We start from the raw sequence: 25,899 nt of genomic DNA, 5'->3' as shown, positions 1-25,899 counted from the left end.
TCCATCCCGGGACTCACCGTCCGTAAAATGGCCGTGACGACGGGATACCGACAGGAGCGGCCTGGTGTTCTACCTCTTGCTCAAGCACGTGTTCCTGGGCCCGCTGCTGCGGCTGCTGTTCCGGCCGCGGATCGAGGGTCTGGAGAACATCCCGGCGGAGGGCGCCGCGATCGTCGCGGGCAATCACCTGTCGTTCTCCGACCACTTCCTGATGCCCGCGATCCTGGCGCGGCGGATCACCTTCCTGGCGAAGGCCGAGTACTTCACCGGTCCCGGGCTCAAGGGCAGGCTCACCGCGGCGTTCTTCCGCAGCGCCGGCCAGATCCCGGTGGACCGGTCCGGCAAGGACGCCGGCCAGGCCGCCCTGCGCGAGGGGCTGGGAGTGCTGGCCAAGGGCGAGCTGCTGGGCATCTACCCGGAGGGCACGCGCTCGCACGACGGCCGGCTCTACAAGGGCAAGGTGGGCGTGGCCGCGATGGCCCTGGGCGCCGGGGTGCCGGTCATCCCCTGCGCGATGGTGGGGACCTTCGAGATCCAGCCGCCCGGGCAGAAGATCCCGAACATCCGGCGGGTGACGATCCGCTTCGGCGAGCCGCTGGACTTCTCCCGGTACGCCGGCATGGAGGGCGAGCGCGCCGTCCTGCGGGCGGTCACCGACGAGATCATGTACGCGATCCTGGGCCTGTCCGGGCAGGAGTACGTCGACCGGTACGCGGCCGAGGTGAAGGCCGAGGAGGAGCAGGCGCGGAAGAAGGCCCGGCGCACGACGCGCTGAGCCTCCTCCCTCGTCACCGCTCAGGCGGGGGCTGCCCGTCATCCCGTCCTCAACGGACGGCGGGGAGTTCCTCGCGCTGCGGCCAGCCGGCACCGGTGCCGCGGTCGAGCGACCGCGCGGTGGCCGCCGGGGCCGGGGCCGGGGCGACCGGAGCGGCGTGCGGGGCGCACGTCACGTCCTTGGCGTCGACCTCGCCGGTCAGCAGGTAGGCGTCCACCCGGGTGTTGACGCACGGGTTCGTCAGGCTGGTGACACCGTGCGAGCCGGCGTTCTGCTCGGTGATCAGACGCGAGCCGGCGAGGCGGCGGTGCAGTTCGACCGCGCCCTTGTACGGGGTGGCCGCGTCCCGCTCGGACTGGACGATCAGGACGGGCGGCAGGCCGCGCCCGGCACCCACCTCGACCGGGGTGTGCTGCTTGGACCTCCAGGTGGCGCAGGGCAGGTTCATCCACGCGTTCGACCAGGTCAGGAACGGATACTTCTCGTGCAGCCTGGTGTTGTCCCGGTCCCACTTCGTCCAGCTGGTGGGCCACTTCGCGTCGGCGCACTCGACGGCGGTGTAGACGGCGTTGCTGTTCTCCGCCGCCGCGTTGCCCTTGGTGTCCGACATGTCCGGGGCGATGGCGTCGATGAGCGTCTGCTCGTCACCGGCCGCCCATGCCGCGAAGGTCTGGGCGACGGGCACCCAGGATGAGTCGTAGTACGGGGCGCTCTGGAAGAAGCCGATGAGCTCGGCCGGGCCGACGACCCCGCCGAGCGGGTCGGCCTTGGCCTTGCCGCGCAGTTCCTGCCACTTGGCGTCGACCTTCGCGCGGGTGTCTCCGAGGTGGAAGACGGCGTCGTTCTTGGCGACCCAGTCCTGCCAGTCGTTCCAGCGCATCTGGAAGGCCACGTCCTGGCCGAGGTTGGCCTCGTACCAGATGCTGTCCCGCGACGGGTCCACCACGCTGTCGACGATCATGCGGCGCACATGGGTCGGGAACAGGGTCGCGTAGACCCCGCCCAGGTAGGTGCCGTAGGAGACGCCGAGGTAGTTCAGCTTCTTCTCGCCGAGGGCGGCCCGGATGACGTCGAGGTCGCGCGCGGTGTTCGGCGTGGTCATGTGCGGCAGCATCTCGCCGCTGCGCTCCTTGCAGCCGTCCGCGTATTCGGCGGCGAGCTTGCGCTGGGCGCGCTTGTCGGCCTCGGTGTCCGGGACCGGGTCGGCCTTGGGAGCCTTCACGAACTCCTGCGGGTCGATGCAGGAGATGGGCGCGGAGTGGCCGACCCCGCGCGGGTCGAAGCCCACGAAGTCGTACGCTTTCGCGGTGTTGACCCACAGCGGGCTCCGGGAGGTGGAGCGCCGCGGGAAGCGCATGCCGGAACCGCCGGGGCCGCCGGGGTTGTAGACGAGGGCGCCCTGGCGCTCCTGCTTCGTACCCGTGCTGACGGCGCGGTCGACGGCGATGTCGATCGTCTTGCCGTACGGCTTGGCGTAGTCCAGCGGGACCTTCACCCAGCCGCACTGGATGGGGGCGGCGAGGCCCCAGTCCGCGGGACAGTCCTTCCAGTCGATCCCGCTGCGGGCGGCGCGGGCGGCGGCGATCTGCACGCCCAGCGTCTCCGGGAGGCGGATGTCCCGGTCGGCCGGGGCCGCGGCGGCCGGCGGCGCGAGCAGCAGGCCCGCGGCCAGTGCGCCGGTGACGAATGTGGCGGCGCTCCCCAGCGCCGCGTTGCGTATCACGTGGTGGTTCCCCCTGCGTCAGATGCCGCCGTGGGCGGCCTGGTTGGCTGCTTCCGGTCGTCGGCGTGCAGGGGGATCCTGTCGTCCGGGCGCGTCCCGGCGACAGGGTGGTGCCGGCTTCTTTGCCAACCCGATAACCGGAGAGCCGCGTACCGCTGAGCGGTGCCCGATTCGTCCCGCGTTCAGCGATGGTAGGTACGGCAGGCCTCGTCGAGGACTTCGCGCAGCCGGAGGGCGTCCGCGGCCAGGGCCGTCACGAGGACGGCCGGACCGGCCAGCGGAGTGGCCGCGGCACACTCCCCCAACACCGCCGGCGACGGCGGATCCGTCTCGAAGGCCGGGTCCACGACGAGGAGTTGACCGACGGCCCGGTGTCCGGCGAGGCCGGCCGGTCCGTCCCAGCCGCCGGGAGCGCCGGGGCCGCAGGCGAGCTCCTGGTCCAGCAGCGGCCGGCCGCCGCGGGTGACGGTGAGGCGGCTGCGCAGCAGACCGGACGGCTCACCGTGCCGTCCGAGGACCTGCTCCTCGCGCAGCAGCAGGCGTGCGGTCGGGGCGAGGCGGACGCGGGTGCGCACCCGCAGGTCGCTGCCGCGGACCGAGACGAGCGGCTCCGGCAGCCACCGCACCGAGGCGCGGTCCTCCACGTCCAGCTCCACGTCGTAGCGCGCGGGCTCGCCCGCCCGGCCGGGCAGGGCCAGGGTGGCCGCCGCCGAGGCCAGGGCCAGCCGGGCCCCGGGCCCGGCGGTGGCACGGACGGTGAGGTGGTCGCCGCCGAGCGGGGCGCTCATCGCGCCGACGAGCACGACGCCGGCCTCGGTCTCCCCGCCGCGGGTGCGGCGCAGCGCGAGCGGCCCCTCACCGGCCAGCAGGGGCAGTGCGGTCCCGCCCCGCCCGTCGGCCACGGCGTGGATGCGGGCGGTGGCCCGCACCCCCGTGGCGGGCGGGGCGGCGGGGGGCGCGGTGGTCACCGTACGGTCCAGGCGGCGATCCGCGCGCGGACCCAGTCGGCCACCGGGGCCACGCCCTCGGGGCCGCGCAGCGACTGGAAGGCGACGGGCAGCTCGCCGCGCTGCTCGGCGGCGTCGCGGGCCATCCGGTCGAGGTCGGAGCCGACGTGGGGGGCGAGGTCGGTCTTGTTGACGATGAGCAGGTCGGCGGTGGTGACGCCGGGACCGCCCTTGCGCGGGATGTCGTCCCCGCCGGCGACGTCGATGACGAAGATCTGGGCGTCGACGAGCCCCCGGGAGAAGGTGGCGGTGAGGTTGTCCCCGCCGGACTCGACGAGGATCAGGTCGAGCGGCGCGTGCTCGCGGAAGGCCTCCTCCAGTTCTTCGACGGCCTCCAGGTTGGCGGAGATGTCGTCGCGGATGGCGGTGTGCGGGCAGGCTCCGGTCTCGACGGCGGTGATCCGCTCCGGCGGCAGGACCGCCTCGCGGAGCAGGAACTCGGCGTCCTCGCGGGTGTAGATGTCGTTGGTGACCACCGCCATGGACAGGTCGGTGCGCAGGGCTCGGCAGAGGGCGGCGACGGTGGCGGTCTTGCCGGAGCCGACGGGTCCGCCGAGGCCGATGCGCAGGGCGCGCCGGGTGCCGTCGGCGCGCAGCGGTTCGGCGCTGTGGGTGTGCCGGTGGGTGTGGGCGACGGCGTGGTCGAGGTGCATGGGGGTGCTCCCGGGGTCGTAGGGGTGCGGTGGTGCGGTCCGGCGCGGGTCGGAGGGCGGCGGACGGACGGCGCCGGTCGGAAGTCGTCGGGCGGTGGGCGGTCAGGAGGCGAACAGGCGTACCGGCCAGTCGGCATGGGCCTCGGCCGCGATCTCCAGCAGGGGCGAGGAGGCCGCGGGGAGTGCCTCGGGACCGTCCAGGAGCGCCCGGCGTCCGGCCTCGGCGGCCCGGGCCGCGACGGCGTCGAGCTCGGGGGCGAGCCGGGCCAGGACCCCGCTCGCCTCGAAGGGGTCCAGGCCCAGCAGCCGCACGGTGGCGGTCGCCGGTCCGCCGACGCTCTCGTACGCCGCCACGTGCGCGGCGTCGAGCGGTCCGAGCCTGGCCGCCCGGGCGGTGAGGCCGAGCACGACGGGCTGGTGGGCTCCGCGCGGGAACGCGGCGGCGAGCCGCTCCAGTCCGGGGTCGGGCCAGGTCGCCCGCGCGGCCCGCAGCAGCTGGCGGCCCAGCCGCCGCGCCGCGGTGCGCAGCGCGGGCGACGGGGTGCGGGCGTCGGCCGCGGCGTCGAGTACGGCCGGGTCCAGCCCGAGGACCGCCGCGGCGGCGAGTGCCGCTGCGGTGAGCCCGGAGGTGTGCAGCCTGCCCCGGCAGAAGTCCTCCAGGGTGGCGGCGTCGTGGATCCGGCCCGCCTTGCAGGCGGCCTCGGCCCCGCCGGAGTGGGCGTGACCCCCGGCGGGGAACCGGCCGTCCGCGAGGACGAGCAGGGCGGCGAGGCTCATGTGAGGGGGCCCATCAGAAGAGGAAGTAGCGCTGGGCCATGGGCAGTTCCGCCGCGGGTGCGGGCTCCACCGGCTCGCCGTCGATGGTGACGGTGAAGGTGTCGGCGTCGACCTCGACCCGGGGCATGGCGTCGTTGTTGCGCATGTCCGCCTTGGTCACCTTGCGGGTGGTCTCTATGGCGGTGAACCGCTTGCCGAGTCCGAGCCGTTCGGGCAGGCCGTCGTCGAGCGCGGCCTGGGCGGTGAAGTTCAGCGAGTTCAGGCCGGGCGCGCGGCCGTGGCTGCCGAACATCGGCCGGGGGAGGACGGGCTGGGGGGTGGGGATGGAGGCGTTGGCGTCGCCCATCTGCGCGTAGGCGATCTGGCCGCCCTTGATGACGAGCTCGGGCTTGACCCCGAAGAAGGCCGGGTTCCACAGCACCAGGTCGGCGAGCTTTCCGGTCTCGACCGAGCCGACGTCGCGGGCGATCCCCTGGGCCACGGCGGGGTTGATCGTGTACTTGGCGACGTAGCGGCGGGCCCGGTGGTTGTCGGCGGGTCCGTCGCCGGGGAGGAAGCCGCGGCGGCGCTTCATCACGTGGGCGGTCTGCCAGGTGCGCAGCACCACCTCGCCGACGCGTCCCATGGCCTGGGAGTCGGAGGAGATGATGGAGATGGCGCCGAGGTCGTGCAGGACGTCCTCGGCGGCGATCGTCGAGGGCCGGATGCGGGACTCGGCGAAGGCGAGGTCCTCGGGAACGGCGGGGTTGAGGTGGTGGCAGACCATCAGCATGTCGAGGTGTTCCTCGACGGTGTTGACGGTGTGCGGCCGGGTGGGGTTGGTGGAGCTGGGCAGGACGTTCGGCTCGGAGACCACGGTGATGATGTCGGGGGCGTGCCCGCCGCCCGCGCCCTCGGTGTGGTACGAGTGGATGGTCCGGCCGGCGATGGCCGCGAGGGTGTCGGCGACGAAGCCCGCCTCGTTGAGGGTGTCGGTGTGGATGGCGACCTGGGCGCCGGTCTCGTCACAGACGCTCAGGCATGCGTCGATGGCGGCGGGGGTGGCCCCCCAGTCCTCGTGGATCTTGAACCCGAGGGCTCCGCCGCGCAGTTGGGAGTGCATGGCCTCGCGCGAGGTGGTGTTCCCCTTGCCGAGGAGGCCGATGTTGACCGGGTAGGCCTCCAGCGCCGCGAACATCCGGGCCAGGTGCCATGGTCCGGGGGTGACGGTGGTGGCCTTGGTTCCCTCGGCCGGTCCGGTGCCGCCGCCGACCAGGGTGGTGATCCCGGAGGCGAGGGCCTCGTCGACGACCGTCGGGGAGATGAAGTGCACGTGGGCGTCGATGGCGCCGGCGGTGACGATCTTCCCGTTGCCCGCGATGATCTCGGTCTCGGGGCCGATGACCAGGGCGGGGTCGACGCCGTCCATGGTGTCGGGGTTGCCGGCCTTCCCGATGCCGCAGATACGGCCGTCGCGGATGCCGAGGTCGGCCTTGACGATGCCCCAGTGGTCGAGGATCACGACTCCGGTGATCACGGTGTCGGCCGCGCCCTCGGCCCGGGTGGTGCGGGCCTGGCCCATGGATTCGCGGATGACCTTGCCACCGCCGAAGACGGCTTCGTCGCCCGAGCGGCCGGGGCCGCCGGCGAGGTCCTGCTCGATCTCGACGAAGAGGTCGGTGTCCGCGAGCCGGAGCCGGTCGCCGGTCGTCGGGCCGAAGAGGTCGGCGTACACCTGGCGGGAGATCTCAGCCATCCAGCGGCCCTCCGGTCTCCCCGCGCAGTCCGGGTACGGTCCGCGAGCCCGCCAGCGGGACCAGTTCCACCGCCGCCGGGATGCCCGGCTCGAAGCGGACGGCCGTGCCGGCGGCGATGTTGAGCCGGAGCCCGTGCGCCGCCGCGCGGTCGAAGTCGAGGCCGGGGTTGGCCTCGGCGAAGTGGTAGTGGGAGCCGACCTGGACGGGCCGGTCGGCGGCGTTGAGCACGGTGAGACGGGTGACGGGGCGGCCCTCGTTGAGGAGCACCGGGCCCTCCCCGAAGGCGATTTCGCCGGGGATCATGCGGTGGTGCTCCTTGTCAGACGATGGGGTCGTGGACGGTGACGAGTTTGGTGCCGTCCGGGAAGGTCGCCTCGACCTGCACGTCGTGGATCATCTCCGGGATCCCCTCCATGACGTCCGCGCGGCTCAGCACGGTGCGGCCGGAGGCCATCAGCTCGGCCACCGTGCGGCCGTCGCGGGCCCCTTCGAGGATGTGCGACGTGATCAGCGCCACCGCCTCGGGGTGGTTGAGGAGCACTCCGCGCGCCTTCCGCTTCCCGGCCACGTCCGCGGCCACGTGGATGAGCAGCCGCTCCTGTTCGTGCGGTGTCAGTTGCACTCGTATCACCAAGCTTCCGGGACAAGATCGACTTCGCGCCGAGGCGACCCTAGCGGCCTTCAACACTCTGTTGACCTGCGCATTTCCGACCCGAGCGTCTCTTGCCCAACGCAAGGGAAGGCTTTCCGTTCCGCCCACCGCAGCTTTACCGGCTCATGGGTGATCATTGGTGGTCGCACGTGACCGCCACGCTAAGGTCCGCTCTTTTCCGCTGGGTTAACCCAGGTTTCGGGAAGGCGCCCGGTTCGGGCCCGCGTCACCCGGAGGCCGCCTTCCGTATACGGCAACAGCCGGGCGCCCGGTCATCGGGGCCGCCCGGCCTTCACGGGGGTCCGGCGGTGCAGTGGTGCGGTCAGCAGCCGCCGGCCGCCGCGGCGGGAGTGCCCGCGGTCCAGGGCAGGGCGATCCAGACCGTCTTGCCGCCCTCCTCGGTGGGGGTGACCGAGAGCCGGCCGCCCGCCTCCGCGGCGAGCCAGCGGATGATGACCATCCCCCGGCCGTTGTCCTGTTGGACGGCGGCCGGAAGCCGCCTGGGCCAGCGCGGGTGGCTGTCGGTCACCCCGACCCGCAGCCACTCCTCGCGCTCCAGGAGGATGTCGACAGTGAAGGTGGGCGACTGGCCGAAAGTGTGCTGTACGGCGTTGGTGGCGAGCTCCGAGACGATCAGCCGGACGCTGTCCGCGGTCTCGGCGTCATCGGGCAGTCCCCATTCGCACAGCACCTCCGCGACGTAGCGCCGGGCAGCGGCCACCGAGGCGGGATCGCTCGGCAGAGTGACGGATGCTTCCTGGTGGTCTGCCATGGCGACGTCCCTTTCCCACCGGGTCGGAAACTCCCCGGATCTGTGCTGGACGCCAGAGTGCCACCCATCGTGGCGCCGCACCTGCCTTTCCCCAAAGATGTGCATATATCTGTCGCCCGTTGCGGTGAACTCTGCTACGGAAGAGCGTATTTGGACGGCAGACTGGTGCGACCTGTGCCGGTGGAAGGAGGCGGTGTGCAGCACGGTCCCGCGGTGCGCCGGCGCAAGCTCGGCGAGGAACTGCGTGCCCTGCGTGACCGGTCCGGACTCACCAGTGGTGAGGCCGCCCGGATCATGGGATGGCACCAGTCGAAAATCAGCCGCATCGAGACGGGCCGGAGCGGCGTGAAACCGGAGGACATCCGGCTGCTTCTCGACGCCTACGGGGAGCTCGTGAGCCCGGAGCAGCGGGCGCTGCTGGAGGCCCTCTCGGCCTCGGCCGCCGGCCCCGGACCGGGCGGCGGCACCGGGCGGGGGCGCCAGTGGTGGCACGACTACCGGGGGCTGCTGCCCCAGGAGTACCGGGACTTCATCAGCCTGGAGGCGGGGGCCCGGTCCGCCCGTACGGTGGAAGTGTCCGTGGTGCCGGGACTGTTGCAGACCGCGGACTACGCGCGCGCCGTGACCCGGGCCGCCCTCGGCGGGCTTCCGGAACCGAAGGTGGACGCGCTGGTCGACGTACGGCTCGCCCGGCAGGCGGTGCTGCGGGCCGATCCGCCGCTGGAGCTGAGCGCGGTGCTGGACGAGGCGGTGCTGCGCCGCCAGATCGGCGGGCCGGGGGTGATGGGCGAGCAGCTGCGGCACCTGGTCCGGGTGGCACGACTCCCCCAAGTGACCTTACAGGTACTGCCGTTCAGCGTGGGTGGTCATCTCGGCCTGACAGGACCGTTCGTCATTTTCTCATTTACGAACATCGCCGATCTGGATGTGGTGGTACTCGACCATTTGACGAGTAGCCTCTATCTGGAGCGGAAGGAAGACCTTGAGGCGTACGGCGCCGCGTTCCGCACCATCCAGGCGCACGCCCTCCCGCCCCAGGACTCGTCTGAACTCATCAGCTCACTCGCTGACGACGCGTAGAGGAGGCACCCCCGTGTCCGCAACCCCCTTGAGCCCCAGCGGACTTCTGATCAGAGCTGCGCGGTGGCGGCGGAGCACCCGCAGCACCGGAATGAACAACTGCGTGGAAGCGGCCGTCCTCGGCGACGGTCTGCTGGCCGTCCGCGACTCCAAGCGGACGGACGGCCCGGCCGTGCTCTTCACCGGGCCGGCCTGGAACGGCTTCCTCGCCTCCGTACGGGCGGACGACCGCGCGCCCGTCTAGCGGTCCACGGCTCCGGCGGGCGCGGTCGCGACGATCGTCGTGACCGCCCGGTCGATCTCGTCCCCCGTGAGGTCGGCCCGGGCGGTCAGCCGCAGCCGGGAGATGCCGTCCGGCACCGACGGCGGGCGGAAGCATCCCACGGACAGACCTGCCTCGCGGCAGTCGGCGGCCCAGCGCAGTGCCGCCGAGGCCGACGGGGCCCGTACCGACACCACGGCCGCGTCCGGCCGGGCCGCGGTCAGGCCGGACGCGGTGAGCCGCCCGTACAGCCGGCCGGCCACCTCGCGGGCGCGGTCGGCGCGGTCCGGCTCCCGCCGGAGCAGGCGCAGGCTCGCCAGTGCCGCGCCCGCGGCGGCCGGGGCCAGCCCGGTGTCGAAGATGAACGTGCGCGCGGTGTTGACGAGGTGCCGGATCACCTTGGCCGGGCCGAGCACGGCGCCGCCCTGGCTGCCCAGTGACTTCGAGAGCGTCAGGGTGGCGACCACGTGGGGCGCGCCGGCCAGCCCGGCGGCGTGCAGGGCGCCCCGGCCGCCCTCCCCCAGCACGCCCAGTCCGTGGGCGTCGTCCACGAGCAGGGCCGCGCCCTCGTCGCGGCACACCGCGTCGTACCCGGCGAGCGGTGCGGCGTCCCCGTCGACGGAGAACACCGAGTCGCTGACCAGCAGGGCCCGGCCGTCGTGCGCGGCGAGCGTCTTGCGCGCGGCGTCCGGGTCGGAGTGCGGGACCACCGCCGTACCGGCGCGCGAGAGCCGGCAGCCGTCGACGATGGAGGCGTGGTTGCCGGCGTCGGAGACGACGAGCGTGCCGCGGTCGCTGAGCGCCGTGACTGCGGCGAGGTTGGCCGCGTACCCGGAGGACAGGACGAGCGCGGCCTCGAAACCGCAGAAGGCGGCGAGCTCCCGCTCCAGTTCCGCGTGCAGCTCGGTGGTGCCGGTGACGAGACGGGAACCGGTGGCTCCGGCTCCCCAGCATGCGGCCGCCTCGCGGGCCCCCCGGACCGTCTCGGGGTGCCGGGACAGGCCGAGGTAGTCGTTGCTCGCGAGGTCCAGCAGCGGCGACACCGGCGGCCGGGGGCGCAGGGTGCGGACCAGTCCGGCCCGCTCCCGCACGCTCTCCGCGACGTCGATCCAGGCGAAGACGTCCGCGGGGTCGGCAGTGTGCTGGGGCATCGGCGAGTCCTCATGTTTTGTCGGCAGTCCACAGACCTGCCCGACCCTAGCGGCCGCGGCCGGTCCACCAGGTGTGGTGATACACACACACCCATCCGGCCATGTTGTGCGATCTCTCCTTGGCCGCGAGCGGTGGTGTGGGACAGGATCTGGTCCATGGACCTGCTGAACACCCTGGTGGACAAGGGGCTGCGGCGCGAGCTGCCGACCCGCGAAGAAGCACTCGCCGTACTGGCGACTTCTGACGACGAACTGCTCGACGTGGTGGCCGCGGCCGGCAAGGTGCGCCGCCAGTGGTTCGGGCGTCGGGTCAAGCTGAACTACCTGGTCAATCTGAAGTCGGGCCTGTGCCCGGAGGACTGCTCCTACTGTTCCCAGCGCCTGGGCTCGAAGGCCGAGATCCTCAAGTACACGTGGCTCAAGCCGGAGGAGGCCTCCCAGGCCGCCGCCGCGGGCGTCGCGGGCGGGGCGAAGCGGGTCTGCCTGGTGGCGAGCGGGCGCGGTCCGACGGACCGTGACGTCGAGCGCGTCGGCAGGACGATCGAGGCGATCAAGGAGCAGAACGAGGGCATCGAGGTGTGCGCCTGCCTCGGTCTGCTCTCGGACGGCCAGGCGGAGAAGCTGCGCGAGGCGGGCGCCGACGCCTACAACCACAACCTGAACACCTCCGAGGCCACCTACGGCCAGATCACCAAGACCCACACCTACGCCGACCGCGTGGACACCGTGGAGAAGGCCCACGCGGCGGGCCTGTCGGCCTGCTCCGGCTTGATCGCGGGCATGGGCGAGACCGACGAGGACCTCGTCGACGTGGTCTTCTCGCTGCGCGAGCTGGACGCCGACTCGGTCCCGGTCAACTTCCTGATCCCCTTCGAGGGAACTCCGCTGGCCAAGGAGTGGAACCTCACCCCGCAGCGCTGCCTGCGCATCCTGGCGATGGCGCGGTTCGTGTGTCCCGACGTCGAGGTACGGCTGGCAGGCGGACGCGAGGTGCACCTGCGCTCGCTGCAGCCGCTGGCCCTGAACATCGTCAACTCGATCTTCCTGGGTGACTACCTCACCAGCGAGGGCCAGGCCGGCCAGGCCGACCTCGACATGATCGCGGACGCCGGTTTCGAGGTGGAGGGCGCCGGTACGACGACCCTTCCCGCGCACCGCTCCGACGCGGCGGCCCCCGCCGGCGGCGGCTGCGGCTCCGCCGGTGGCGCCTCGCTGTGCGGCTCGGGCGCGGGTGCGGCGTCGGACGCGGACGCCACGGGTTGCGGTTCGGCGTGCGGCGGTTGCTCGGGGCACGCGCACGAGGAGGCCGCCCCCGTGGCGGCGCAGCCGGCCCAGGCCGAGCCCGGCGCGCTCCGGTCGGACCTGGTGGCGGTACGCCGCCGCGGCGCGGGGACGGACATCGCCCCCAATGCCTGAGCAGCCGCTCCCGCCGTCGGCCGGCGCGGACCTGCTCGCGCTGGACCGGCAGCACGTCTGGCACCCGTACGGCCCGATGCCCGGGCGGCAGGAGCCGCTGGTCATCGCGTCCGCGTCGGGGGTGCGGCTGAGGCTGGCCGACCCGTCGCAGGGGGAGGGCCACGACGAGCTGGTCGACGGCATGTCCTCCTGGTGGTCGGCCATCCACGGCTACAACCACCCGGTGCTCAACGAGGCCGTGACCGCGCAGCTCGGCCGCATGTCGCACGTGATGTTCGGCGGTCTCACCCATGAGCCCGCCGTCCGTCTCGCCGCGAAGCTCGTCGAGATCACACCGCCGGGACTGGAGCACGTCTTCCTCGCCGACTCCGGTTCGGTCTCCGTCGAGGTCGCCGTCAAGATGTGCCTGCAGTACTGGCGTTCGCTGGGTCGCACCGGCAAGACCAGGCTGATGACCTGGCGCGGAGGCTACCACGGTGACACCTGGCAGCCCATGGCCGTCTGCGACCCCGAGGGCGGGATGCACGAGCTGTGGCAGGGTCACCTGCCGCGGCAGGTCTTCGCGGACGCGCCGCCCGGCGGCTTCGACACGCCCGTGGATCCCGCGTACGCCGACCACCTGCGCGAGGTGATCGCCGCGCACGCGGACGAGCTGGCCGCCGTGATCGTGGAGCCGGTGGTGCAGGGTGCGGGCGGCATGCGCTTCCACAACCCCGGCTACCTGCGGGTGCTGCGCGAACTGTGCGACGAGTACGGGGTCCTGCTGATCCTGGACGAGATCGCCACGGGCTTCGGCCGCACGGGCGCTCTCTTCGCGGCCGACCACGCGGGGATCACCCCGGACGTGATCTGCCTGGGCAAGTCCCTGACCGGTGGTTACCTCACGCTGGCGGCGACCCTGTGCACGGCACGGGTGGCCGACGGGATCTCCCAGGGCGAGGTCCCGGTGCTCGCGCACGGACCGACCTTCATGGGGAACCCGCTGGCCACGGCGGTGGCGCTGGCCTCCGTGGAGCTGCTGCTCGGCCAGGACTGGGCACTGGAGGTCAAGCGGATCGAGGCGGGGCTGCGCGCGGGCCTGTCCGCCGCGGCCGACGTCCCCGGCGTGCGGGACGTACGCGTGCTGGGCGCCATCGGCGTGGTCCAGCTGGACCACGAGGTCGACGTGGCGGCGGCCACGCGGGCGGCGGTGCGCGAGGGCGTGTGGCTGCGGCCGTTCCGGGACCTGCTCTACGTGATGCCGCCGTTCGTCTCGGGCGACGCGGATGTGGCCCGTATCTGCCGCGCGGTGTGCGCGGCGGCCCAGGAAGGCTGAGGAACTGGGATGACCGTACTGATCGTGTCCGGGACGGGCACGGAGATCGGCAAGACCGTGGTCACCGCGGCCGTCGCGGCGGCGGCCGTGGCGGCGGGCCGCTCGGTCGCGGTGCTCAAGCCGGCGCAGACCGGCGTCGGCCCGCACGAGCCGGGGGACGCCGCGGAGGTGGTGCGGCTGGCCGGTTCCGCCGTCACGGCGATGGAACTGGCCCGCTATCCGGAGCCGTTGGCCCCGGACACGGCCGCCCGGCGGGCGGGTCTGCCGACGCTGGCCCCGGCGCAGATCGCGGAGGCGGCCCGGCGGCTGTCCGAGGACCACGACCTGGTCCTGGTGGAGGGCGCGGGCGGGCTGCTCGTGCGGTTCGACGAGGCGGGCAACACCCTGGCCGACGCGGCGCGCCTGCTGGACGCCCCGACGCTGATCGTCGCCCAGGCGGGCCTGGGGACCCTCAACTCCACGACCCTCACGGCGGAGGGGCTGCGGGCCCGGGGCCTGGCCCCGCTGGGCGTGGTGGTCGGGAGCTGGCCTCAGTCCGCGGACCTTGCGGCCCGGTGCAACCTGGCGGACCTCCCGAAGTCCTCGGAGGTGCCGCTCCTGGGCGCGGTCCCGGAGGGCTCGGGCACGCTGCCCCCGGAGCGCTTCCGCGCGGCGGCCCCCTCCTGGCTGGCCCCGTCGCTGTCGGGCACCTGGTCGGCGGAGACCTTCCTCACCACCTGGTCCCCCCCGCCCTATCCCGCCACCTCTCCCAGCCCCGCCGGCGTCTGAGCGCGGGGTCCGGGGCGGAGCCCAGGCCGAGCCCAGGCGGAGCCCAGGCGCGGGGTCCGGGGCGGAGCCCCGATCGGTGGCGCCCCGGACCCCGCGCCTCCCCTCCCGGAGGGAAGCGACGGCGGCTCCTCGCAGGACTGCTCCGGCCGATCATGGCTGTAGGCAGTCGGGCATGATGCCCGGTGAGCACCATCGAGGTCCTCGGCACGGAGATCGCCGAGGCGAGCGTGGGTGATCTGGCTGCTCTCGTCAGCAGCGCCCGGCGCCAGAACCAGGGCGTCTAGTGCTGGGTCGCGTAGCAGTTCCACGCTGACCTGGCGTGACGACCAGGGACAGCGGGCGGCAGCGGCCGTCCGCGCTCGGACGGAGCTTGCTGGTAAAGCCGCCGCGAGGGCCCCAGGCCCTCGCCTCCCGCACCACCTCCACCAGGCGGGCGAGAAGCGCTCTGCCACGGCGTCTCGTCCGGGTGTTCCGTCCCTGCGGCCCCTTTTGATCCCGGGGCCGGGGGCGAATCTGCGCGGGCGCCGGCCGCGTGCTGATGCGCGCGGACGATGGTGGAGTGGACCGAGATGTCCCAGTCGGTCTCGCCGCCGGCTCAGCGCCGCCCTCACCGGCGGGTGAGCGGGCCCGCCCCGGACCCTGCCGGCCGCCGAAAATCAAGATCACCGACAGTGCGTCCGCCCTACGATCATGTGCATGATCGAAGGAAAGCTGGTGAGGCTGCGCGCGCTCCGCGCGCAGGACGCGGAGCAGCACCTCAAGTGGCGCAACGACCCGGAAGTGGTCCACTGGGCCACGGGGGGCGATCCGTGCTTCGGCCCGGTCACGGCCGAGGCCGTGGGCCTCGGATTCGAGACGATGCTGAGGCTGAACCCGAGGGAGTCGGCCGTCTTCACGGTAGAGGACCTGGCCGACGGCACGGTGATCGGCATGGTGGACTACCGCGATCTGGATCCGGTCGCCGGGCTCGCCACGGTGGGCGTCACCATCGGAGAGCGGGACCGCTGGGGCCGCGGCCACGGCTCCGACGCGCTGCGCCTGCTGGTGGGGCATCTGTTCGGAGCCCTCGGACTGCACCGGGTCGAACTCGACACCTGGAGCGGCAACGAGCGCGCCGTCCGCGCCTTCACCAGGGCCGGGTTCCGCGAGGAGGGCCGCCGCCGGTCCGCCGTCCTGGTCGCGGGCGAACGCTACGACAGCGTGCTGTTCGGGATGCTGCGCACGGAATGGCCGGGTGCGCAGTACGGCGCCTGACGTCCGGCGGCCGGGCCCGCCACACGGTGGTGCGGCCGGGCCCGGCTGCGGTTCAGGGCAGCGGGAGCAGCGGGGCGTCGCAGCCGAGGAGCCTGCGCAGGGCCGGAGCGTCCGTCCGGCCGAGGCCGAGGGCTCGGGCGGCGAACCGGGGGGTGACGTGGCAGGCGCCGTCGGCGGCCTCATGGAGGGGCTTGACGGGCCGTGTCCCGGCCGAGGAAGGCGATCCCGCCCGTCGGCCGGTCCTGCCGGGGCGTCCGGGCGTGCCCGGCGCCGGCCCGTGGATGCGGGTCAGCCGGTGGGAGAGGCCGGCCGCCTCCTCGAGGGTGGCGGGCCGTTCGCCGAGGAGTCGCGCGCGACCGGGTCGTGGCCGATGGCTACCGCCAGATCGCGCCACTGCACGCCGGTCCGCACCCGGCGCAGCAGTCGGTGACCTGCCGGTGGTCCTGCCACTGGCCGCACCGACCGTTGCTGACCGGGACGAACGGCCGCAGCCGTTCCCCCCTGCATCACTCGGATCACCCACCCCGCCCCCGCACGGGGCGAAGATCCTGCCGGGCGACCGTCACACGGTCGGCCGGACAGCTCCTAGCCGAGCCGCTTCACCCAACGCGTCCACTGCTCCTGCGGCCCGTACCCGGCCGCCTTCCACGCCGGGTGCGCCCGCTCGTTGCGGTCGAGCACCATCGCGTCGGCCCGCCGCCCGCCGAGGCCGGCGAAACGCTCCTCGGCAGCGGCCAGCAGTGCGGCGCCTATCCCCTGCCGCCGGTGCCCGGGGTGCACGGCGAGCCGGTAGAGGTGGCAGCGCCAGCCGTCGAACCCGGCGATCACGGTCCCGACGAGCTCACCGTCGCGGCGCGCGAGCAGCAGCGCCTGCGGGTCACGCTCGTGGAGCCGCTCGACGCCCGCGAGGTCGTCGCTGATACTCGTCCCCTCTGCGGCGGTCTTCCAGAACTCCAGTACGTCACCGAGGTCGCCGGCCGCCGCCGGGCCGATATGAAGATCACTCATGCCCGGATCCCATCATCCGGCCGCGCTCCGCCGAAAGGATGATCCGCCTGCTTTGCTCGTCCTTTACCATGTGGGGACAGATCCCTCTCGAGTGAAAGGTGTGAGCGTCCGCCCATGGGCGAGCCTCCCAGTCCACGACACAGCACTCCGCGACCCCCGCGACGTCTCCGTTCGCGACACCGCGCGATCCCCCTCCTCCTGGCCGATCATGGGACGGAGGTGATCGACCGATGACCGAGGTGCTCCTGCTCGTCGTGGCACTGCTGCTCTGCCTTGCCTGCGGAGTCTTCGTCGCGGCCGAGTTCTCCCTCACGACCGTCGAGCGCAGCGAGCTCGAGCGGGCCGCCGAGAGCGGTGAGCGCGGCGCCGACAGTGCCCTGTCGGCCGTCCGTACCCTGACGTTCCAGCTTTCCGGCGCCCAGCTCGGCATCACCGTGACCGGCCTGGTCATCGGCATGATCTCCAAGCCCTCGATCGCCGCCCTGCTCCAGGGGCCGTTCGAGGCCATGGGGCTGTCGGCGGGCGCCGCGTCCTCGACGGCCCTGGTCCTCGGAACGGTCCTGTCCACCGTCGTCCTGATGGTCGTCGGCGAGCTGGTGCCGAAGAACTGGGCCATCTCCTCGCCACTGGCGATCGCCAAGCGGGTGGCGACCTTCCAACGGGTCTTCAGCCGGGCGTTCCGGCCGCTGATCAGCCACCTCAACACCACCGCGAACCACCTGGTGCGCCGCTTCGGCATGGAGCCGACCGAGGAGCTGGCCTCCGCGCGTACCCCGCAGGAGCTGGTCGCCCTGGCCCGGCACTCCGCCAAGCAGGGCGCCCTGGAGAAGGACACGGCCGAGCTGTTCGTCCGGACCCTGAACCTGGCCGATCTGACCGCGGAGAACGTGATGACCCCGCGCGTCCAGGTCACTGCCCTCGACGTGCAGGCCACCGCCGAGGACGTCGCGAACGCGACGATGGCCACCGGCCTGTCCCGCTTCCCGGTCTACCGCGGAAGTCTCGACACCGTCGTCGGCACGGTCCACATCAAGGACGTGCTGGCGCTGCCCGCCGAGGAGCGGCGCCGCCGACCGGTGTCGCAGCTGCTCCGCGAGCCCCTCCTCGTACCGGAGTCGCTGACCGTGGACCGGCTGCTGGACCGCCTGTCGGGCAAGCAGACCATGGCCGTGGTCATCGACGAGTACGGCGGCACGGCTGGTGTGGCCACGCTGGAGGACATCGTCGAGGAGGTCGTCGGCGAGGTGCGCGACGAGCACGACCCGCACGAGACCCCCGACCTCGCCCCGGCCGGCAGGGACGACTCCGGGCGTCAGCTCTACTCCGCCGACGGCGCCGCGCGCACCGACCAGCTCGGGCGGATCGGGCTGCGCGTGCCGGACGGCCCGTACGAGACCCTGGCCGGCCTGATAGCGACCGAGCTGGGCCGGATCCCGGCCGTCGGCGACAGCCTGGAGCTGGACGGCTGGCGGCTGGACGTGGTGGACGACATCGGGCGCCGGGCGGCGCGGGTGCTGCTGCACGCGCCCGTCGGGGCCGCGGGTTCGGCCGACGGGACGGAGGACGCGCGATGACCGTGATCCAGTTGTTGATCGGCCTGGCGACCCTGGTCGTGAACGCCTTCTTCGTCGGCGCGGAGTTCGCGCTGATCTCGGTCCGGCGCAGCCAGATCGAGCCGTACGCCGAGCAGGGCGACCGGCGCGGCCGCGCCGTCCTGTGGGGCCTGGAGCACGTGTCGGCGCTCATGGCGGCGGCACAGCTCGGCATCACCCTCTGCACCCTGGTGCTGGGCGTGGTGGCCGAACCGGCCATCGCCCATCTGCTGACCCCGCTCTTCGACCTGGTCGGGGTGCCGTCCGGGCTGACGCACGCCATCTCCTTCGTGGTGGCGCTGGCGCTGGCGACGTACCTGCACATGCTGTTCGGCGAGATGCTGCCGAAGAACGTGGCGCTGTCCGAGCCGGTGCGCACGGCGCTGCTGCTGGGACCGCCGCTGGTGACCCTCACCCGTGCGCTGCGACCGGTGATCTTCGCGATCAACGCCTTCGCCAACGCCCTGCTGCGGCTGCTGCGGGTGGAGGTCAAGGACGAGGTCTCGGCGACGTTCACGGACGACGAGCTGGCCCGGATGGTGAAGGACTCCAGCGACGCCGGGCTCCTCGACGACCGGGCGAGCGAACGCCTGCACGACGCCCTGGAACTGGGCCGGCGGCCCGTGACCGACGTGGTGCTGCCCGCGGAGCGGGTGATCTCGGCCCGTGAGGGCATCACTCCGACCGGGCTGGAGCGGCTGTCGGCGGAGAGCGGGTACTCCCGCTTCCCGGTGGTCGACGCCCAGCAGGGCATCCTGGGCTACCTGCACGTGAAGGACGCCCTGGACGCGGACGCCGAATCGCGCGACGAGCCGTTCCCGGCGTCGGCGCTGCGCCCGATCGCGCAGGTCCGGGCGGAGACGCCGCTGGACGACGTGCTGACCGCCATGCGGCGCAGCCGTACCCACCTGGCGGCGGTCCTGGGGGCGGAGGGTGCCATGACGGGTCTGGTGACGATGGAGGACGTCCTGCGGGAGCTGTTCGGAAGGCCGGCCTCCGCGTAGTGCTCAGCGGCGTGGCCCCCGGCCCTGCGGGGCCGGGGTACCGCGCGGTAACATCGCTCCGCCATGGAGATCAATGCGTCTTACACCAGTTTCGTCGCGGTCGGTGACTCCTTCACCGAGGGCATGTCCGACCTCCTGCCGGACGGCTCCTACCGCGGCTGGGCCGACCTGCTGGCGGCCCGTCTCGCAGCACGCGAGCCGGACTTCCGTTACGCGAACCTCGCGGTCCGCGGGAAGCTGATCGGCCAGATCGCCGAGGACCAGGTCCCGGTGGCGGCCGCGATGGGCGCGGACGTGGTGACCCTGGTGGGCGGGCTGAACGACACCCTGCGCCCCAAGGTGGACATGGGCCGGGTGCGCGCCCACCTGGAGACGGCCGTGGAGCTGCTCGCGCCCTCGTGCAAGCAGCTCGTCCTGATGCGCTCCCCGGGGCGCAACGGGCCGGTGATGGAACGCTTCCGTCCCCGCATGGAGCAGCTCTTCGCCACCCTCGACGAACTCGCCGCCCGGCACGGCGCCCTGGTGGTGGACCTCTACGGCGCGCCCGTCCTCGCGGACCCCCGGATGTGGGACGTCGACCGGCTGCACCTGACGCCCGAGGGCCACCGCCGGGTGGCGGAGGCCGTCTGGCAGACACTGGGCCTGCCCGCCGAGCTGGACTGGCGCACCGAGCTGCCCGTCGCCGAGCCGCCCGGCTGGACGGCGCGCCGGTCCCAGGACCTGAGCTTCGCCCGGCAGCACCTGCTCCCCTGGATCGGCCGCCGTCTGACGGGCCGCTCCTCCGGGGACGGCCGCCCGGCCAAGCGCCCCGAACTGCAGCCCTACGGGGACGCACCGCTCTCGTAGCAAGGCACAATCACGAGCGGTGGCCCGACCTGCGTAAACACACAGCTGCGGCCCAAGTAGAATCCCTACACGTGACTGCCAAGCCCCGCATCCCCAATGTCCTGGCCGGCCGCTACGCCTCCGCGGAGCTCGCCGTCCTGTGGTCCCCCGAGTACAAGGTGACGCTGGAGCGGCGGCTGTGGCTCGCCGTGCTGCGCGCCCAGAAGGACCTCGGTATCGAGGTCCCGGACGCGGCCCTCGCCGACTACGAGCGCGTCCTGGAAGACGTGGACCTCGCCTCCATCGCCGAGCGCGAGAAGGTCACCCGGCACGACGTGAAGGCCCGGATCGAGGAGTTCAACGACCTCGCCGGCCACGAGCACGTCCACAAGGGCATGACCTCCCGCGACCTCACCGAGAACGTCGAGCAGCTCCAGATCCGCCTCTCGCTGGAGCTGGCCCGCGACCGCACGGTCGCCGTGCTCGCCCGCCTCGGCAAGCTGGCCGGCGAGCACGCCGAGCTGGTCATGGCCGGCCGCTCCCACAACGTGGCCGCGCAGGCGACGACCCTGGGCAAGCGGTTCGCGACGGCGGCCGACGAGCTGCTGGTGGCCTACGACCGCCTGGAGAACCTCCTCGAGCGCTACCCGCTGCGTGGCATCAAGGGCCCCGTCGGCACCGCCCAGGACATGCTCGACCTGCTCGGTGGCGACGCCGCCAAGCTCGCCGACCTGGAGCAGCGCATCGCCGCTCACCTCGGCTTCGCGCACGCCTTCACCTCGGTCGGCCAGGTCTACCCGCGCTCCCTCGACTACGACGTGGTCACCGCGCTGGTCCAGCTGGCCGCCGCCCCGTCGTCGATCGCCAAGACGATCCGCCTGATGGCCGGCCACGAGCTGGTCACCGAGGGCTTCAAGCCCGGCCAGGTCGGCTCCTCCGCGATGCCGCACAAGATGAACACCCGCTCCTGCGAGCGCGTGAACGGCCTGATGGTCATCCTGCGCGGCTACGCCTCGATGACCGGCGAGCTGGCCGGCGACCAGTGGAACGAGGGCGACGTCTCCTGCTCCGTGGTCCGCCGCGTGGCCCTGCCGGACGCCTTCTTCGCCTTCGACGGCCTGCTGGAGACCTTCCTGACGGTCCTCGACGAGTTCGGTGCCTTCCCTGCGGTCGTCGCCCGCGAGCTGGACCGCTACCTGCCCTTCCTCGCGACCACCAAGGTCCTGATGGGCGCGGTGCGTGCGGGCGTGGGCCGCGAGGCCGCCCACGAGGTCATCAAGGAGCACGCGGTGGCCTCCGCGCTCGCCATGCGCGAGCAGGGCGCCGAGCGCAACGAGCTGCTCGACAAGCTGGCCGCCGACGAGCGGATGCCGCTGGACCGCGCCCAGCTCGACGCGCTCATGGCGGACAAGCTCTCCTTCACCGGCGCCGCGGGCGACCAGGTCTCGACCGTGGTCTCCCGTATCGAGGCGATCGCCAAGCAGCACCCGGAGGCCGCCGGGTACGCGCCGGGGTCGATCCTCTGACCCCCGAAGAGCTGGCCGCCGCCCGCGACCGCGTCCTCCCGGACGTGGTCGCGGGCGGTCTGCGTGTCCTGTTCTGCGGAATCAACCCCGGTCTCCTCTCCGCCGCGACGGGCCACCACTTCGCCCGCCCCGGCAACCGTTTCTGGCCGGTCCTGCACCTCTCGGGCTTCACCCCGCGCCGCCTGGCTCCCGCGGAGCAGGAGGAACTGCTGACCTACCGCCTCGGCATCACCAACGTCGTGGCGCGCGCCACGGCCCGCGCGGACGAACTGAGCGCCGAGGAGTTCCGCGAGGGCGGCCGCATCCTGACGGCCAAGGTGGAACGGCTGCGCCCCCAGTGGCTGGCGGTGGTCGGCGTCACGGCCTACCGCACCGCCTTCGGCGAGCGGACGGCGCAGATCGGCCCCCAGGAACGCACGATCGGCTCCACGCGCATCTGGGCCCTCCCCAACCCGAGCGGCCTCAACGCCCACTGGACCGCCGAGTCCATGGCCCAGGAATACGCCCGCCTCCGCGAGGCCGCGCATTCCCCCGACGACCAGCGCCCCTGAACGCTCGCTCCGGCCGCGGATCCGGCGGCGAGCAGGGAGACAGCACCCTGGCGGGTGCTCAGGCCGGCCAGCCGACCTTCCCGCTCTCCACCCGGAGCACTTCGGGGACCTCGTCCTCATGGAACCTGAGGAATCCGATGGCGACCGCGCCGTCCTCCCGGAGGTGCGTCGGGTGGGCCCTTGCCGCCAGCCAGCGGAGCAGCTCACCGACCTCGTCGAACTCGTCGGGGTGGATCTCCTGCCGGGACATCAGCGCCCAGCCCTTCGTCGTCAGGGCCGCACGACTCGCCAGGGCCGAGCAGAGCACACCGCCCACCCGCCACGCCGCGCCCCTTCCGGCGAGCAGTGGCCGGGGGTCGTCCTCCACCCGCGGGATCTCCGAGTCGTCCGTCACCACGACCGGGAACCGTGTGACGATGGACAGGCGTTCCGGCTGCGGCCCGACCCCCAGATGCCAGCTCAGCTCGGCGAGTTCCGACTCGGAGATCTCGTCCCGCAGGTCGACGGCAATCATCAGCTCGTACATGTCACTCACGCGCGGCACTCTAGTGCGGGCCACCGACACGACCCTCCTGGCCGGTACCGCGGTGCCCTGCCCTACGGCGGGTCCACGACGGTGACCCCTGCGGTCAGCAGGTAGGGGTCATCGCGGTCCCACTGAGCCACGCACACCACCAGCCAGCGCTCTCCGGCCCGCCACAGATGGACGTGGTCGGTGCAGTTGCTCAGCTCGCTCCACGGCTCCTCTATCCCCTCCCCCTCGAATCCACGCTCCAGCACCGTCCCCAGACTGAAGACCTGCGGCTCCCCCCACCGGTCGGTCATGGCCTGGGTGATCGCCCCGTACTCGGCACTGATCTGGTCGGCCGCCTCGATCCGGCCCGAGCCGTCGTCGTCCCAGAAGTGCCGTGTCCGGGAAAGACGCACCAGGTGGAAGCCCGGACCGCCGCTGCTGTCGACGGTCCTGACCGGCTCCCTCGGGAATTCCTGCGCCAGGAGCCGGTCGATCGTCTCGAGGTGCTCTGCCGTGGTCATGCCGCCAGTATCCCGAGCAGCACTGACAACTGGCCTGTTGTCACGCGTCCCTGCGGTGCACCGCCAGCCAGCCGCCGACCACCGCGGCCGTGGCCCACAGGGCCATCACACCCAGCCCGGTCCAGGGGCCGAGATCGCCCTGCGTCTGGGCGTGCAACACCAACTGCCCGGCGCGGTCCGGCAGGTACTGGGCCGCGCCCCCCGCGGCCTCGCCGACGACGAAGGAAACGAGCAGCACGAAGGGTATGAGCAGGCTCAGCACGACCGTCCCACTGCGCAGTACGGCGGTCAGCCCGGCCGCGAGCAACGCCATGAGGGTGAGGTAGAGCCCACTGCCGACGACAGCACGGTAGGTACCCGGGTCCCCTACCTCGAGGGCGTACCGGCCCATGAACGCCTGACCCGCGACGAAGGTGACCAGCCCGGTGACCTGACCCACCAGCAGGGCGAGGACACCCACTGTGGCGATCTTCGACAGGTAGAAGCGGGTGCGGTTCGGCACCGCCGCCAGCGAGGTGCGCAGCGCGCCGTTGTGGAACTCGCTGGACACGGCGCCCGCACCGAAGACCATGGCTGCGATCTGCCCGAAGGAAATGCCGTAATAGGCCGCGAAGAGCGGATCGTCACCCATGCTGCCGTCCTCGGACTGGCCGAAGGCGGCTGCCGTCAGCGCCTGGATGCCCGCGGTGGCGACGACGACGGCCATCAGGCCCCCGAGGGTGCCGCGCAGGGACCGTATCTTGATCCATTCCGAATGCAGGGTGGGGACGGTGGGCAGAGCGGCGCGCATGGCGGGGCCTCCTGAAGGTTCGGGGAAGTCAGCGGGTAGCGGTGAACTGCGCGTGATCGGCGGTGAGATCGAGATAGGCCTGTTCGAGCGAGGCGCGCTCGTCGGACAGTTCCAGCACGGGGATGCCTTCACGGGCGGCCAGGTTTCCGAGCTGCTCGGCGTGTATGCCCTCGACGGTCCATCGCCCCTGCTCCGCGGCGGCCAGTTCTAAGCCGTCCCGGGCCAGGGCGGACCGCAGCCGGCCCGGGTCGGAGGTGCGCAGGCGCACCCGCCGGGTGCTGCGGGCCTCGATGAAGTCCGCCATCGAGGTGTCGGCAAGAAGCCTGCCGTTGCCGAGTACGACCAAGTGGTCGGCGAGAGCGGAGGTCTCGGACATCAGGTGGCTGGAGACCAGCACGGTGCGCCCTTCGGCGGCGAGGCCGCGCATCAGCTCGCGGATCCAGATGATGCCCTCGGGGTCGAGGCCGTTGGTCGGCTCGTCCAGGAGCAGCACCCCGGGGTCGCCCAGCAACGCGGCGGCTATGCCGAGGCGCTGACGCATGCCGAGTGAGAAGGACTTGATCCGCCGCTTGGCCACCGACGCTATCCCGGCCTGCTCCAGGACCTCGTCCACCCGTCGCACCGGAATGCCGCCGGCGGCGGCGAGGAAGCGCAGGTGGTCGCGGGCGGTTCGCCCGCCGTGGGCAGACTGCGCGTCCAGCAGGGCGCCGACCCGTTGCAGCGGGTCGGCCAGGTCCAGGTAGCGTCGGCCGCCGATGGTCGCCGTACCGGAGGTGGGCCGGTCCAGGCCCAGCAGCAGGCGCATGGTGGTGGACTTCCCGGCGCCGTTGGGGCCGAGGAACCCGGTGACCCGCCCGGGCAGTACATCGAAGGTGAGGCCGTCCACCGCACGGTGGGCGCCGTATGCCTTGGTCAGTTCTCGGATCTCGATGCTGTTCATGGCTCAAGATTCGCCGCCGGCCCCACCCCCTTCCCTCCCCCGCGCGAGGGTGCCGTCTCCCCCACACGGGGGAGACGGACCCGAGCAGGGCACTGACACGATGGGGGCATGTACCGACTGCTGCGGGCTCCGTTGCGACCAGTGACCTACTCACGCTGGTTGCACCTCTGCGTGCCCCTGCTGCTGCTGGCCATATGGATGTTCGTGGTTCCGGAGTGGCCGTGGGGGCCGCTGCTCATCGTCCTGCCCTTCGGCCTGGTGCCCTGGGTGCGGCTCGCCGAGGGCCTGCAGGCACAGTTCCTGCTCACGCCGTACGACCGCGGCTCGGCCGACGGCGCCATAAGCCTGGCTCCTTCGGCACATTGGGGAGACCGATGGCGGACGGTGCTGTGGCTGGAGACGCGGATGGTCATCGCCTTCGGCGCGGTGGCCGCCACCGTCTGGATGCCCACGTTGACGGTCGATCTCATCGCGAGCGCGCTCGGCCATTCCCTGGATCCGGGTCCGCTGGCGCCGTTGGTACCCGAGCAGCGCTGGGTCGCCGCGCTGCTGGCACCCGTTCCCCTCCTGGTCCTGATGGTCGTCGTGGTCCTGCTCGGCGAGCTGATCACCGCAGCCGCCACCCGGCTGCTCAGTCCCTCGGCCGCCGAGCGGCTGAGCGCGCTGGAGGCGCGTACGGAGCAGTTGCTGGAACGGACCCGGATCGCGCGGGAACTGCACGACTCGATCGGGCACGCGCTGACCGTGGCCGTCGTGCAGGCGGGGGCGGCGCGCGCCGCGGGCGATGCCGCCTTCACCGACCGGGCGCTGTGCGCCATCGAGGAGACGGGCAGGGCTGCGCTGGAGGACCTGGAGCGGGTCCTCGGAGTGCTGCGGGAGTCCGGTCAGCCGCCGTCGCAGCGGCCGACGCTGGCGGAGGCCGACCGGCTCCTGGAGTCGGCCCGGGCCTCCGGCTCGGAGGTGGACGCGCAACTGACCGGACCGCTGGAGAAGTTGCCCGGGCCGGTCACCCGGGAGGGGTACCGGATCCTGCAGGAGTCGCTCACCAACGTGCTGCGCCACTGCGGGCCCGTACCGGTCCGGGTGCGGGTGGAGATGACCGCGGACCGATTGGAACTGGAGGTGACGAACACGCTGCCGGAACGGCCCGTCGTCACGGTGGGCAGCGGCAGCGGACTGCGCGGGATGAAGGAGAGGGCCGCGCTGCTGGGCGGGGAGGCCGAGACCGGACCGTACGAGGGTGGCTGGAGGGTGCGCGCCCGACTTCCGCTGGAGCGAATACGCTGA

General features: G+C 72.6%; 27 protein-coding genes. 13 read left to right on the top strand and 14 right to left on the bottom strand.

Translation table 11 applies throughout. From position 1 onward, the window contains the following. Positions 1 to 64 precede the first annotated feature (64 nt). Positions 65 to 775 carry a lysophospholipid acyltransferase family protein gene (locus IH80_RS0112565; RefSeq protein WP_030960126.1) on the top strand — a complete coding sequence of 237 codons (711 nt, stop codon included), beginning with the start codon at positions 65 to 67 and terminating at the stop codon, positions 773 to 775. Between the two features lie 49 nt (positions 776 to 824). On the opposite strand, the gene IH80_RS0112560 is transcribed toward IH80_RS0112565, so the two are convergent. From IH80_RS0112560 to IH80_RS0112525, 8 genes are all read right to left on the bottom strand, one after another. Next, entirely contained in the window at positions 825 to 2,498 is a 1,674-nt protein-coding gene (locus tag IH80_RS0112560; RefSeq protein WP_078906477.1) for an alpha/beta hydrolase, read from the bottom strand. A 182-nt stretch (positions 2,499 to 2,680) separates the two neighbouring features. Beyond that, entirely contained in the window at positions 2,681 to 3,466 is a 786-nt protein-coding gene (locus tag IH80_RS0112555; RefSeq protein ID WP_234432214.1) for an urease accessory protein UreD, read from the bottom strand. Continuing rightward, on the bottom strand, positions 3,463 to 4,158 hold the full coding sequence (gene ureG, locus IH80_RS0112550) for an urease accessory protein UreG (RefSeq protein WP_030960120.1): 696 nt from the start codon (positions 4,156 to 4,158) through the stop codon (positions 3,463 to 3,465). Before ureG ends, IH80_RS0112555 begins: the two co-directional genes overlap by 4 nt. 102 nt (positions 4,159 to 4,260) lie before the next feature. Then, complete coding sequence (locus tag IH80_RS0112545) at positions 4,261 to 4,935, bottom strand: urease accessory protein UreF (RefSeq protein WP_030960119.1); 675 nt, start codon at positions 4,933 to 4,935, stop codon at positions 4,261 to 4,263. 13 nt (positions 4,936 to 4,948) lie between these two features. Then, a complete protein-coding gene (locus tag IH80_RS0112540) occupies positions 4,949 to 6,670 on the bottom strand; it encodes an urease subunit alpha (RefSeq protein ID WP_030960117.1) in 1,722 nt (573 codons plus the stop codon). Continuing rightward, positions 6,663 to 6,974, bottom strand: a complete 312-nt coding sequence (locus tag IH80_RS0112535; protein ID WP_030960115.1) for an urease subunit beta — start codon at positions 6,972 to 6,974, stop codon at positions 6,663 to 6,665. The genes IH80_RS0112540 and IH80_RS0112535 overlap by 8 nt, the downstream gene beginning before the upstream one ends. Before the next feature lie 16 nt (positions 6,975 to 6,990). Beyond that, positions 6,991 to 7,293, bottom strand: coding sequence for an urease subunit gamma (locus IH80_RS0112530; protein WP_030960114.1), 303 nt, complete (start codon positions 7,291 to 7,293; stop codon positions 6,991 to 6,993). Between the two features lie 352 nt (positions 7,294 to 7,645). After that, positions 7,646 to 8,095, bottom strand: coding sequence for an ATP-binding protein (locus IH80_RS0112525; protein ID WP_030960113.1), 450 nt, complete (start codon positions 8,093 to 8,095; stop codon positions 7,646 to 7,648). A gap of 195 nt (positions 8,096 to 8,290) precedes the next feature. On the opposite strand from IH80_RS0112525, the gene IH80_RS0112520 reads away from it, so the two are divergent. Both IH80_RS0112520 and IH80_RS0112515 read left to right on the top strand, forming a co-directional pair. Then, positions 8,291 to 9,175 carry a helix-turn-helix domain-containing protein gene (locus tag IH80_RS0112520; protein WP_030960111.1) on the top strand — a complete coding sequence of 295 codons (885 nt, stop codon included), beginning with the start codon at positions 8,291 to 8,293 and terminating at the stop codon, positions 9,173 to 9,175. A 13-nt stretch (positions 9,176 to 9,188) separates the two neighbouring features. Continuing rightward, positions 9,189 to 9,419: a DUF397 domain-containing protein gene (locus IH80_RS0112515; protein ID WP_030960106.1), complete on the top strand. Its 231-nt coding sequence runs from the start codon at positions 9,189 to 9,191 to the stop codon at positions 9,417 to 9,419. Here the strand turns inward: IH80_RS0112515 and IH80_RS0112510 are convergent. Continuing rightward, positions 9,416 to 10,588 (bottom strand): 8-amino-7-oxononanoate synthase, encoded by a 1,173-nt coding sequence (locus IH80_RS0112510; protein WP_030960104.1) that lies wholly within the window; start codon positions 10,586 to 10,588, stop codon positions 9,416 to 9,418. The genes IH80_RS0112515 and IH80_RS0112510 overlap by 4 nt on opposite strands. Positions 10,589 to 10,744: 156 nt before the next feature. Here IH80_RS0112510 and bioB point away from each other — a divergent pair, with 156 nt between their 5' ends. The 4 genes from bioB (at position 10,745) to IH80_RS0112485 (ending at position 15,341) form a co-directional block, all read left to right on the top strand. After that, positions 10,745 to 12,004: a biotin synthase BioB gene (bioB, locus tag IH80_RS0112505; protein ID WP_030960103.1), complete on the top strand. Its 1,260-nt coding sequence runs from the start codon at positions 10,745 to 10,747 to the stop codon at positions 12,002 to 12,004. After that, positions 11,997 to 13,319: an adenosylmethionine--8-amino-7-oxononanoate transaminase gene (locus IH80_RS0112500; protein ID WP_030960102.1), complete on the top strand. Its 1,323-nt coding sequence runs from the start codon at positions 11,997 to 11,999 to the stop codon at positions 13,317 to 13,319. Before bioB ends, IH80_RS0112500 begins: the two co-directional genes overlap by 8 nt. 9 nt (positions 13,320 to 13,328) lie before the next feature. After that, the gene (gene bioD / locus IH80_RS0112495; protein ID WP_030960101.1) at positions 13,329 to 14,087 is read left to right on the top strand and encodes a dethiobiotin synthase; all 759 of its coding nucleotides are present in this window, start codon (positions 13,329 to 13,331) and stop codon (positions 14,085 to 14,087) included. Between the two features lie 696 nt (positions 14,088 to 14,783). Beyond that, positions 14,784 to 15,341 carry a GNAT family N-acetyltransferase gene (locus IH80_RS0112485; RefSeq protein WP_030960099.1) on the top strand — a complete coding sequence of 186 codons (558 nt, stop codon included), beginning with the start codon at positions 14,784 to 14,786 and terminating at the stop codon, positions 15,339 to 15,341. A gap of 585 nt (positions 15,342 to 15,926) precedes the next feature. On the opposite strand, the gene IH80_RS0112480 is transcribed toward IH80_RS0112485, so the two are convergent. Further along, the gene (locus IH80_RS0112480) at positions 15,927 to 16,349 is read right to left on the bottom strand and encodes a GNAT family N-acetyltransferase (RefSeq protein ID WP_030960097.1); all 423 of its coding nucleotides are present in this window, start codon (positions 16,347 to 16,349) and stop codon (positions 15,927 to 15,929) included. Between the two features lie 230 nt (positions 16,350 to 16,579). Between IH80_RS0112480 and IH80_RS0112475 the strand changes: the two genes are divergently transcribed. From IH80_RS0112475 to mug, 5 genes are all read left to right on the top strand, one after another. Then, positions 16,580 to 17,923: a hemolysin family protein gene (locus IH80_RS0112475; RefSeq protein WP_030960096.1), complete on the top strand. Its 1,344-nt coding sequence runs from the start codon at positions 16,580 to 16,582 to the stop codon at positions 17,921 to 17,923. Further along, on the top strand, positions 17,920 to 18,945 hold the full coding sequence (locus IH80_RS0112470) for a hemolysin family protein (RefSeq protein ID WP_030960095.1): 1,026 nt from the start codon (positions 17,920 to 17,922) through the stop codon (positions 18,943 to 18,945). The genes IH80_RS0112475 and IH80_RS0112470 overlap by 4 nt, the downstream gene beginning before the upstream one ends. Positions 18,946 to 19,008: 63 nt before the next feature. Further along, positions 19,009 to 19,791, top strand: a complete 783-nt coding sequence (locus IH80_RS0112465) for an SGNH/GDSL hydrolase family protein (protein ID WP_030960094.1) — start codon at positions 19,009 to 19,011, stop codon at positions 19,789 to 19,791. Between the two features lie 71 nt (positions 19,792 to 19,862). Next, the gene (purB, locus tag IH80_RS0112460; RefSeq protein WP_030960092.1) at positions 19,863 to 21,296 is read left to right on the top strand and encodes an adenylosuccinate lyase; all 1,434 of its coding nucleotides are present in this window, start codon (positions 19,863 to 19,865) and stop codon (positions 21,294 to 21,296) included. Next, positions 21,293 to 21,847 (top strand): G/U mismatch-specific DNA glycosylase, encoded by a 555-nt coding sequence (mug, locus tag IH80_RS0112455; RefSeq protein ID WP_037879728.1) that lies wholly within the window; start codon positions 21,293 to 21,295, stop codon positions 21,845 to 21,847. The genes purB and mug overlap by 4 nt, the downstream gene beginning before the upstream one ends. A 58-nt stretch (positions 21,848 to 21,905) precedes the next feature. On the opposite strand, the gene IH80_RS0112450 is transcribed toward mug, so the two are convergent. From IH80_RS0112450 to IH80_RS0112435, 4 genes are all read right to left on the bottom strand, one after another. Then, the gene (locus IH80_RS0112450) at positions 21,906 to 22,373 is read right to left on the bottom strand and encodes a hypothetical protein (protein ID WP_234432216.1); all 468 of its coding nucleotides are present in this window, start codon (positions 22,371 to 22,373) and stop codon (positions 21,906 to 21,908) included. Between the two features lie 71 nt (positions 22,374 to 22,444). Beyond that, positions 22,445 to 22,882, bottom strand: coding sequence for a hypothetical protein (locus IH80_RS0112445; RefSeq protein WP_030960088.1), 438 nt, complete (start codon positions 22,880 to 22,882; stop codon positions 22,445 to 22,447). A 40-nt stretch (positions 22,883 to 22,922) separates the two neighbouring features. After that, positions 22,923 to 23,672, bottom strand: a complete 750-nt coding sequence (locus IH80_RS0112440) for an ABC transporter permease (protein WP_030960086.1) — start codon at positions 23,670 to 23,672, stop codon at positions 22,923 to 22,925. Between the two features lie 28 nt (positions 23,673 to 23,700). Further along, positions 23,701 to 24,612 carry an ABC transporter ATP-binding protein gene (locus IH80_RS0112435; protein WP_030960085.1) on the bottom strand — a complete coding sequence of 304 codons (912 nt, stop codon included), beginning with the start codon at positions 24,610 to 24,612 and terminating at the stop codon, positions 23,701 to 23,703. 108 nt (positions 24,613 to 24,720) lie between these two features. Here IH80_RS0112435 and IH80_RS0112430 point away from each other — a divergent pair, with 108 nt between their 5' ends. Next, positions 24,721 to 25,899 (top strand): sensor histidine kinase, encoded by a 1,179-nt coding sequence (locus tag IH80_RS0112430; RefSeq protein ID WP_030960083.1) that lies wholly within the window; start codon positions 24,721 to 24,723, stop codon positions 25,897 to 25,899.

The organism is Streptomyces sp. NRRL S-378 (assembly GCF_000720645.1).
GTDB lineage: Bacteria > Actinomycetota > Actinomycetes > Streptomycetales > Streptomycetaceae > Streptomyces.
Note: the sequence above shows the minus strand (reverse complement) of the source record. Positions and strands in the feature narration are given on the sequence as shown.

Bases quoted from the DNA above. Each gene is read 5' to 3' on its own strand.
- IH80_RS0112465 (WP_030960094.1), top strand. From the start codon at position 19,009: ATGGAGATCAATGCGTCTTACACCAGTTTCGTCGCGGTCGGTGACTCC.
- IH80_RS0112475 (WP_030960096.1), top strand. From the start codon at position 16,580: ATGACCGAGGTGCTCCTGCTCGTCGTGGCACTGCTGCTCTGCCTTGCC.
- IH80_RS0112500 (WP_030960102.1), top strand. From the start codon at position 11,997: ATGCCTGAGCAGCCGCTCCCGCCGTCGGCCGGCGCGGACCTGCTCGCG.
- IH80_RS0112485 (WP_030960099.1), top strand. From the start codon at position 14,784: ATGATCGAAGGAAAGCTGGTGAGGCTGCGCGCGCTCCGCGCGCAGGAC.
- IH80_RS0112430 (WP_030960083.1), top strand. From the start codon at position 24,721: ATGTACCGACTGCTGCGGGCTCCGTTGCGACCAGTGACCTACTCACGC.
- IH80_RS0112525 (WP_030960113.1), bottom strand. From the start codon at position 8,095: ATGGCAGACCACCAGGAAGCATCCGTCACTCTGCCGAGCGATCCCGCC.
- IH80_RS0112545 (WP_030960119.1), bottom strand. From the start codon at position 4,935: ATGAGCCTCGCCGCCCTGCTCGTCCTCGCGGACGGCCGGTTCCCCGCC.
- IH80_RS0112510 (WP_030960104.1), bottom strand. From the start codon at position 10,588: ATGCCCCAGCACACTGCCGACCCCGCGGACGTCTTCGCCTGGATCGAC.
- bioD (WP_030960101.1), top strand. From the start codon at position 13,329: ATGACCGTACTGATCGTGTCCGGGACGGGCACGGAGATCGGCAAGACC.
- IH80_RS0112470 (WP_030960095.1), top strand. From the start codon at position 17,920: ATGACCGTGATCCAGTTGTTGATCGGCCTGGCGACCCTGGTCGTGAAC.
- IH80_RS0112450 (WP_234432216.1), bottom strand. From the start codon at position 22,373: ATGTACGAGCTGATGATTGCCGTCGACCTGCGGGACGAGATCTCCGAG.
- IH80_RS0112440 (WP_030960086.1), bottom strand. From the start codon at position 23,672: ATGCGCGCCGCTCTGCCCACCGTCCCCACCCTGCATTCGGAATGGATC.
- IH80_RS0112480 (WP_030960097.1), bottom strand. From the start codon at position 16,349: ATGAGTGATCTTCATATCGGCCCGGCGGCGGCCGGCGACCTCGGTGAC.
- ureG (WP_030960120.1), bottom strand. From the start codon at position 4,158: ATGCACCTCGACCACGCCGTCGCCCACACCCACCGGCACACCCACAGC.
- bioB (WP_030960103.1), top strand. From the start codon at position 10,745: ATGGACCTGCTGAACACCCTGGTGGACAAGGGGCTGCGGCGCGAGCTG.
- IH80_RS0112540 (WP_030960117.1), bottom strand. From the start codon at position 6,670: ATGGCTGAGATCTCCCGCCAGGTGTACGCCGACCTCTTCGGCCCGACG.
- IH80_RS0112435 (WP_030960085.1), bottom strand. From the start codon at position 24,612: ATGAACAGCATCGAGATCCGAGAACTGACCAAGGCATACGGCGCCCAC.
- IH80_RS0112445 (WP_030960088.1), bottom strand. From the start codon at position 22,882: ATGACCACGGCAGAGCACCTCGAGACGATCGACCGGCTCCTGGCGCAG.
- IH80_RS0112535 (WP_030960115.1), bottom strand. From the start codon at position 6,974: ATGATCCCCGGCGAAATCGCCTTCGGGGAGGGCCCGGTGCTCCTCAAC.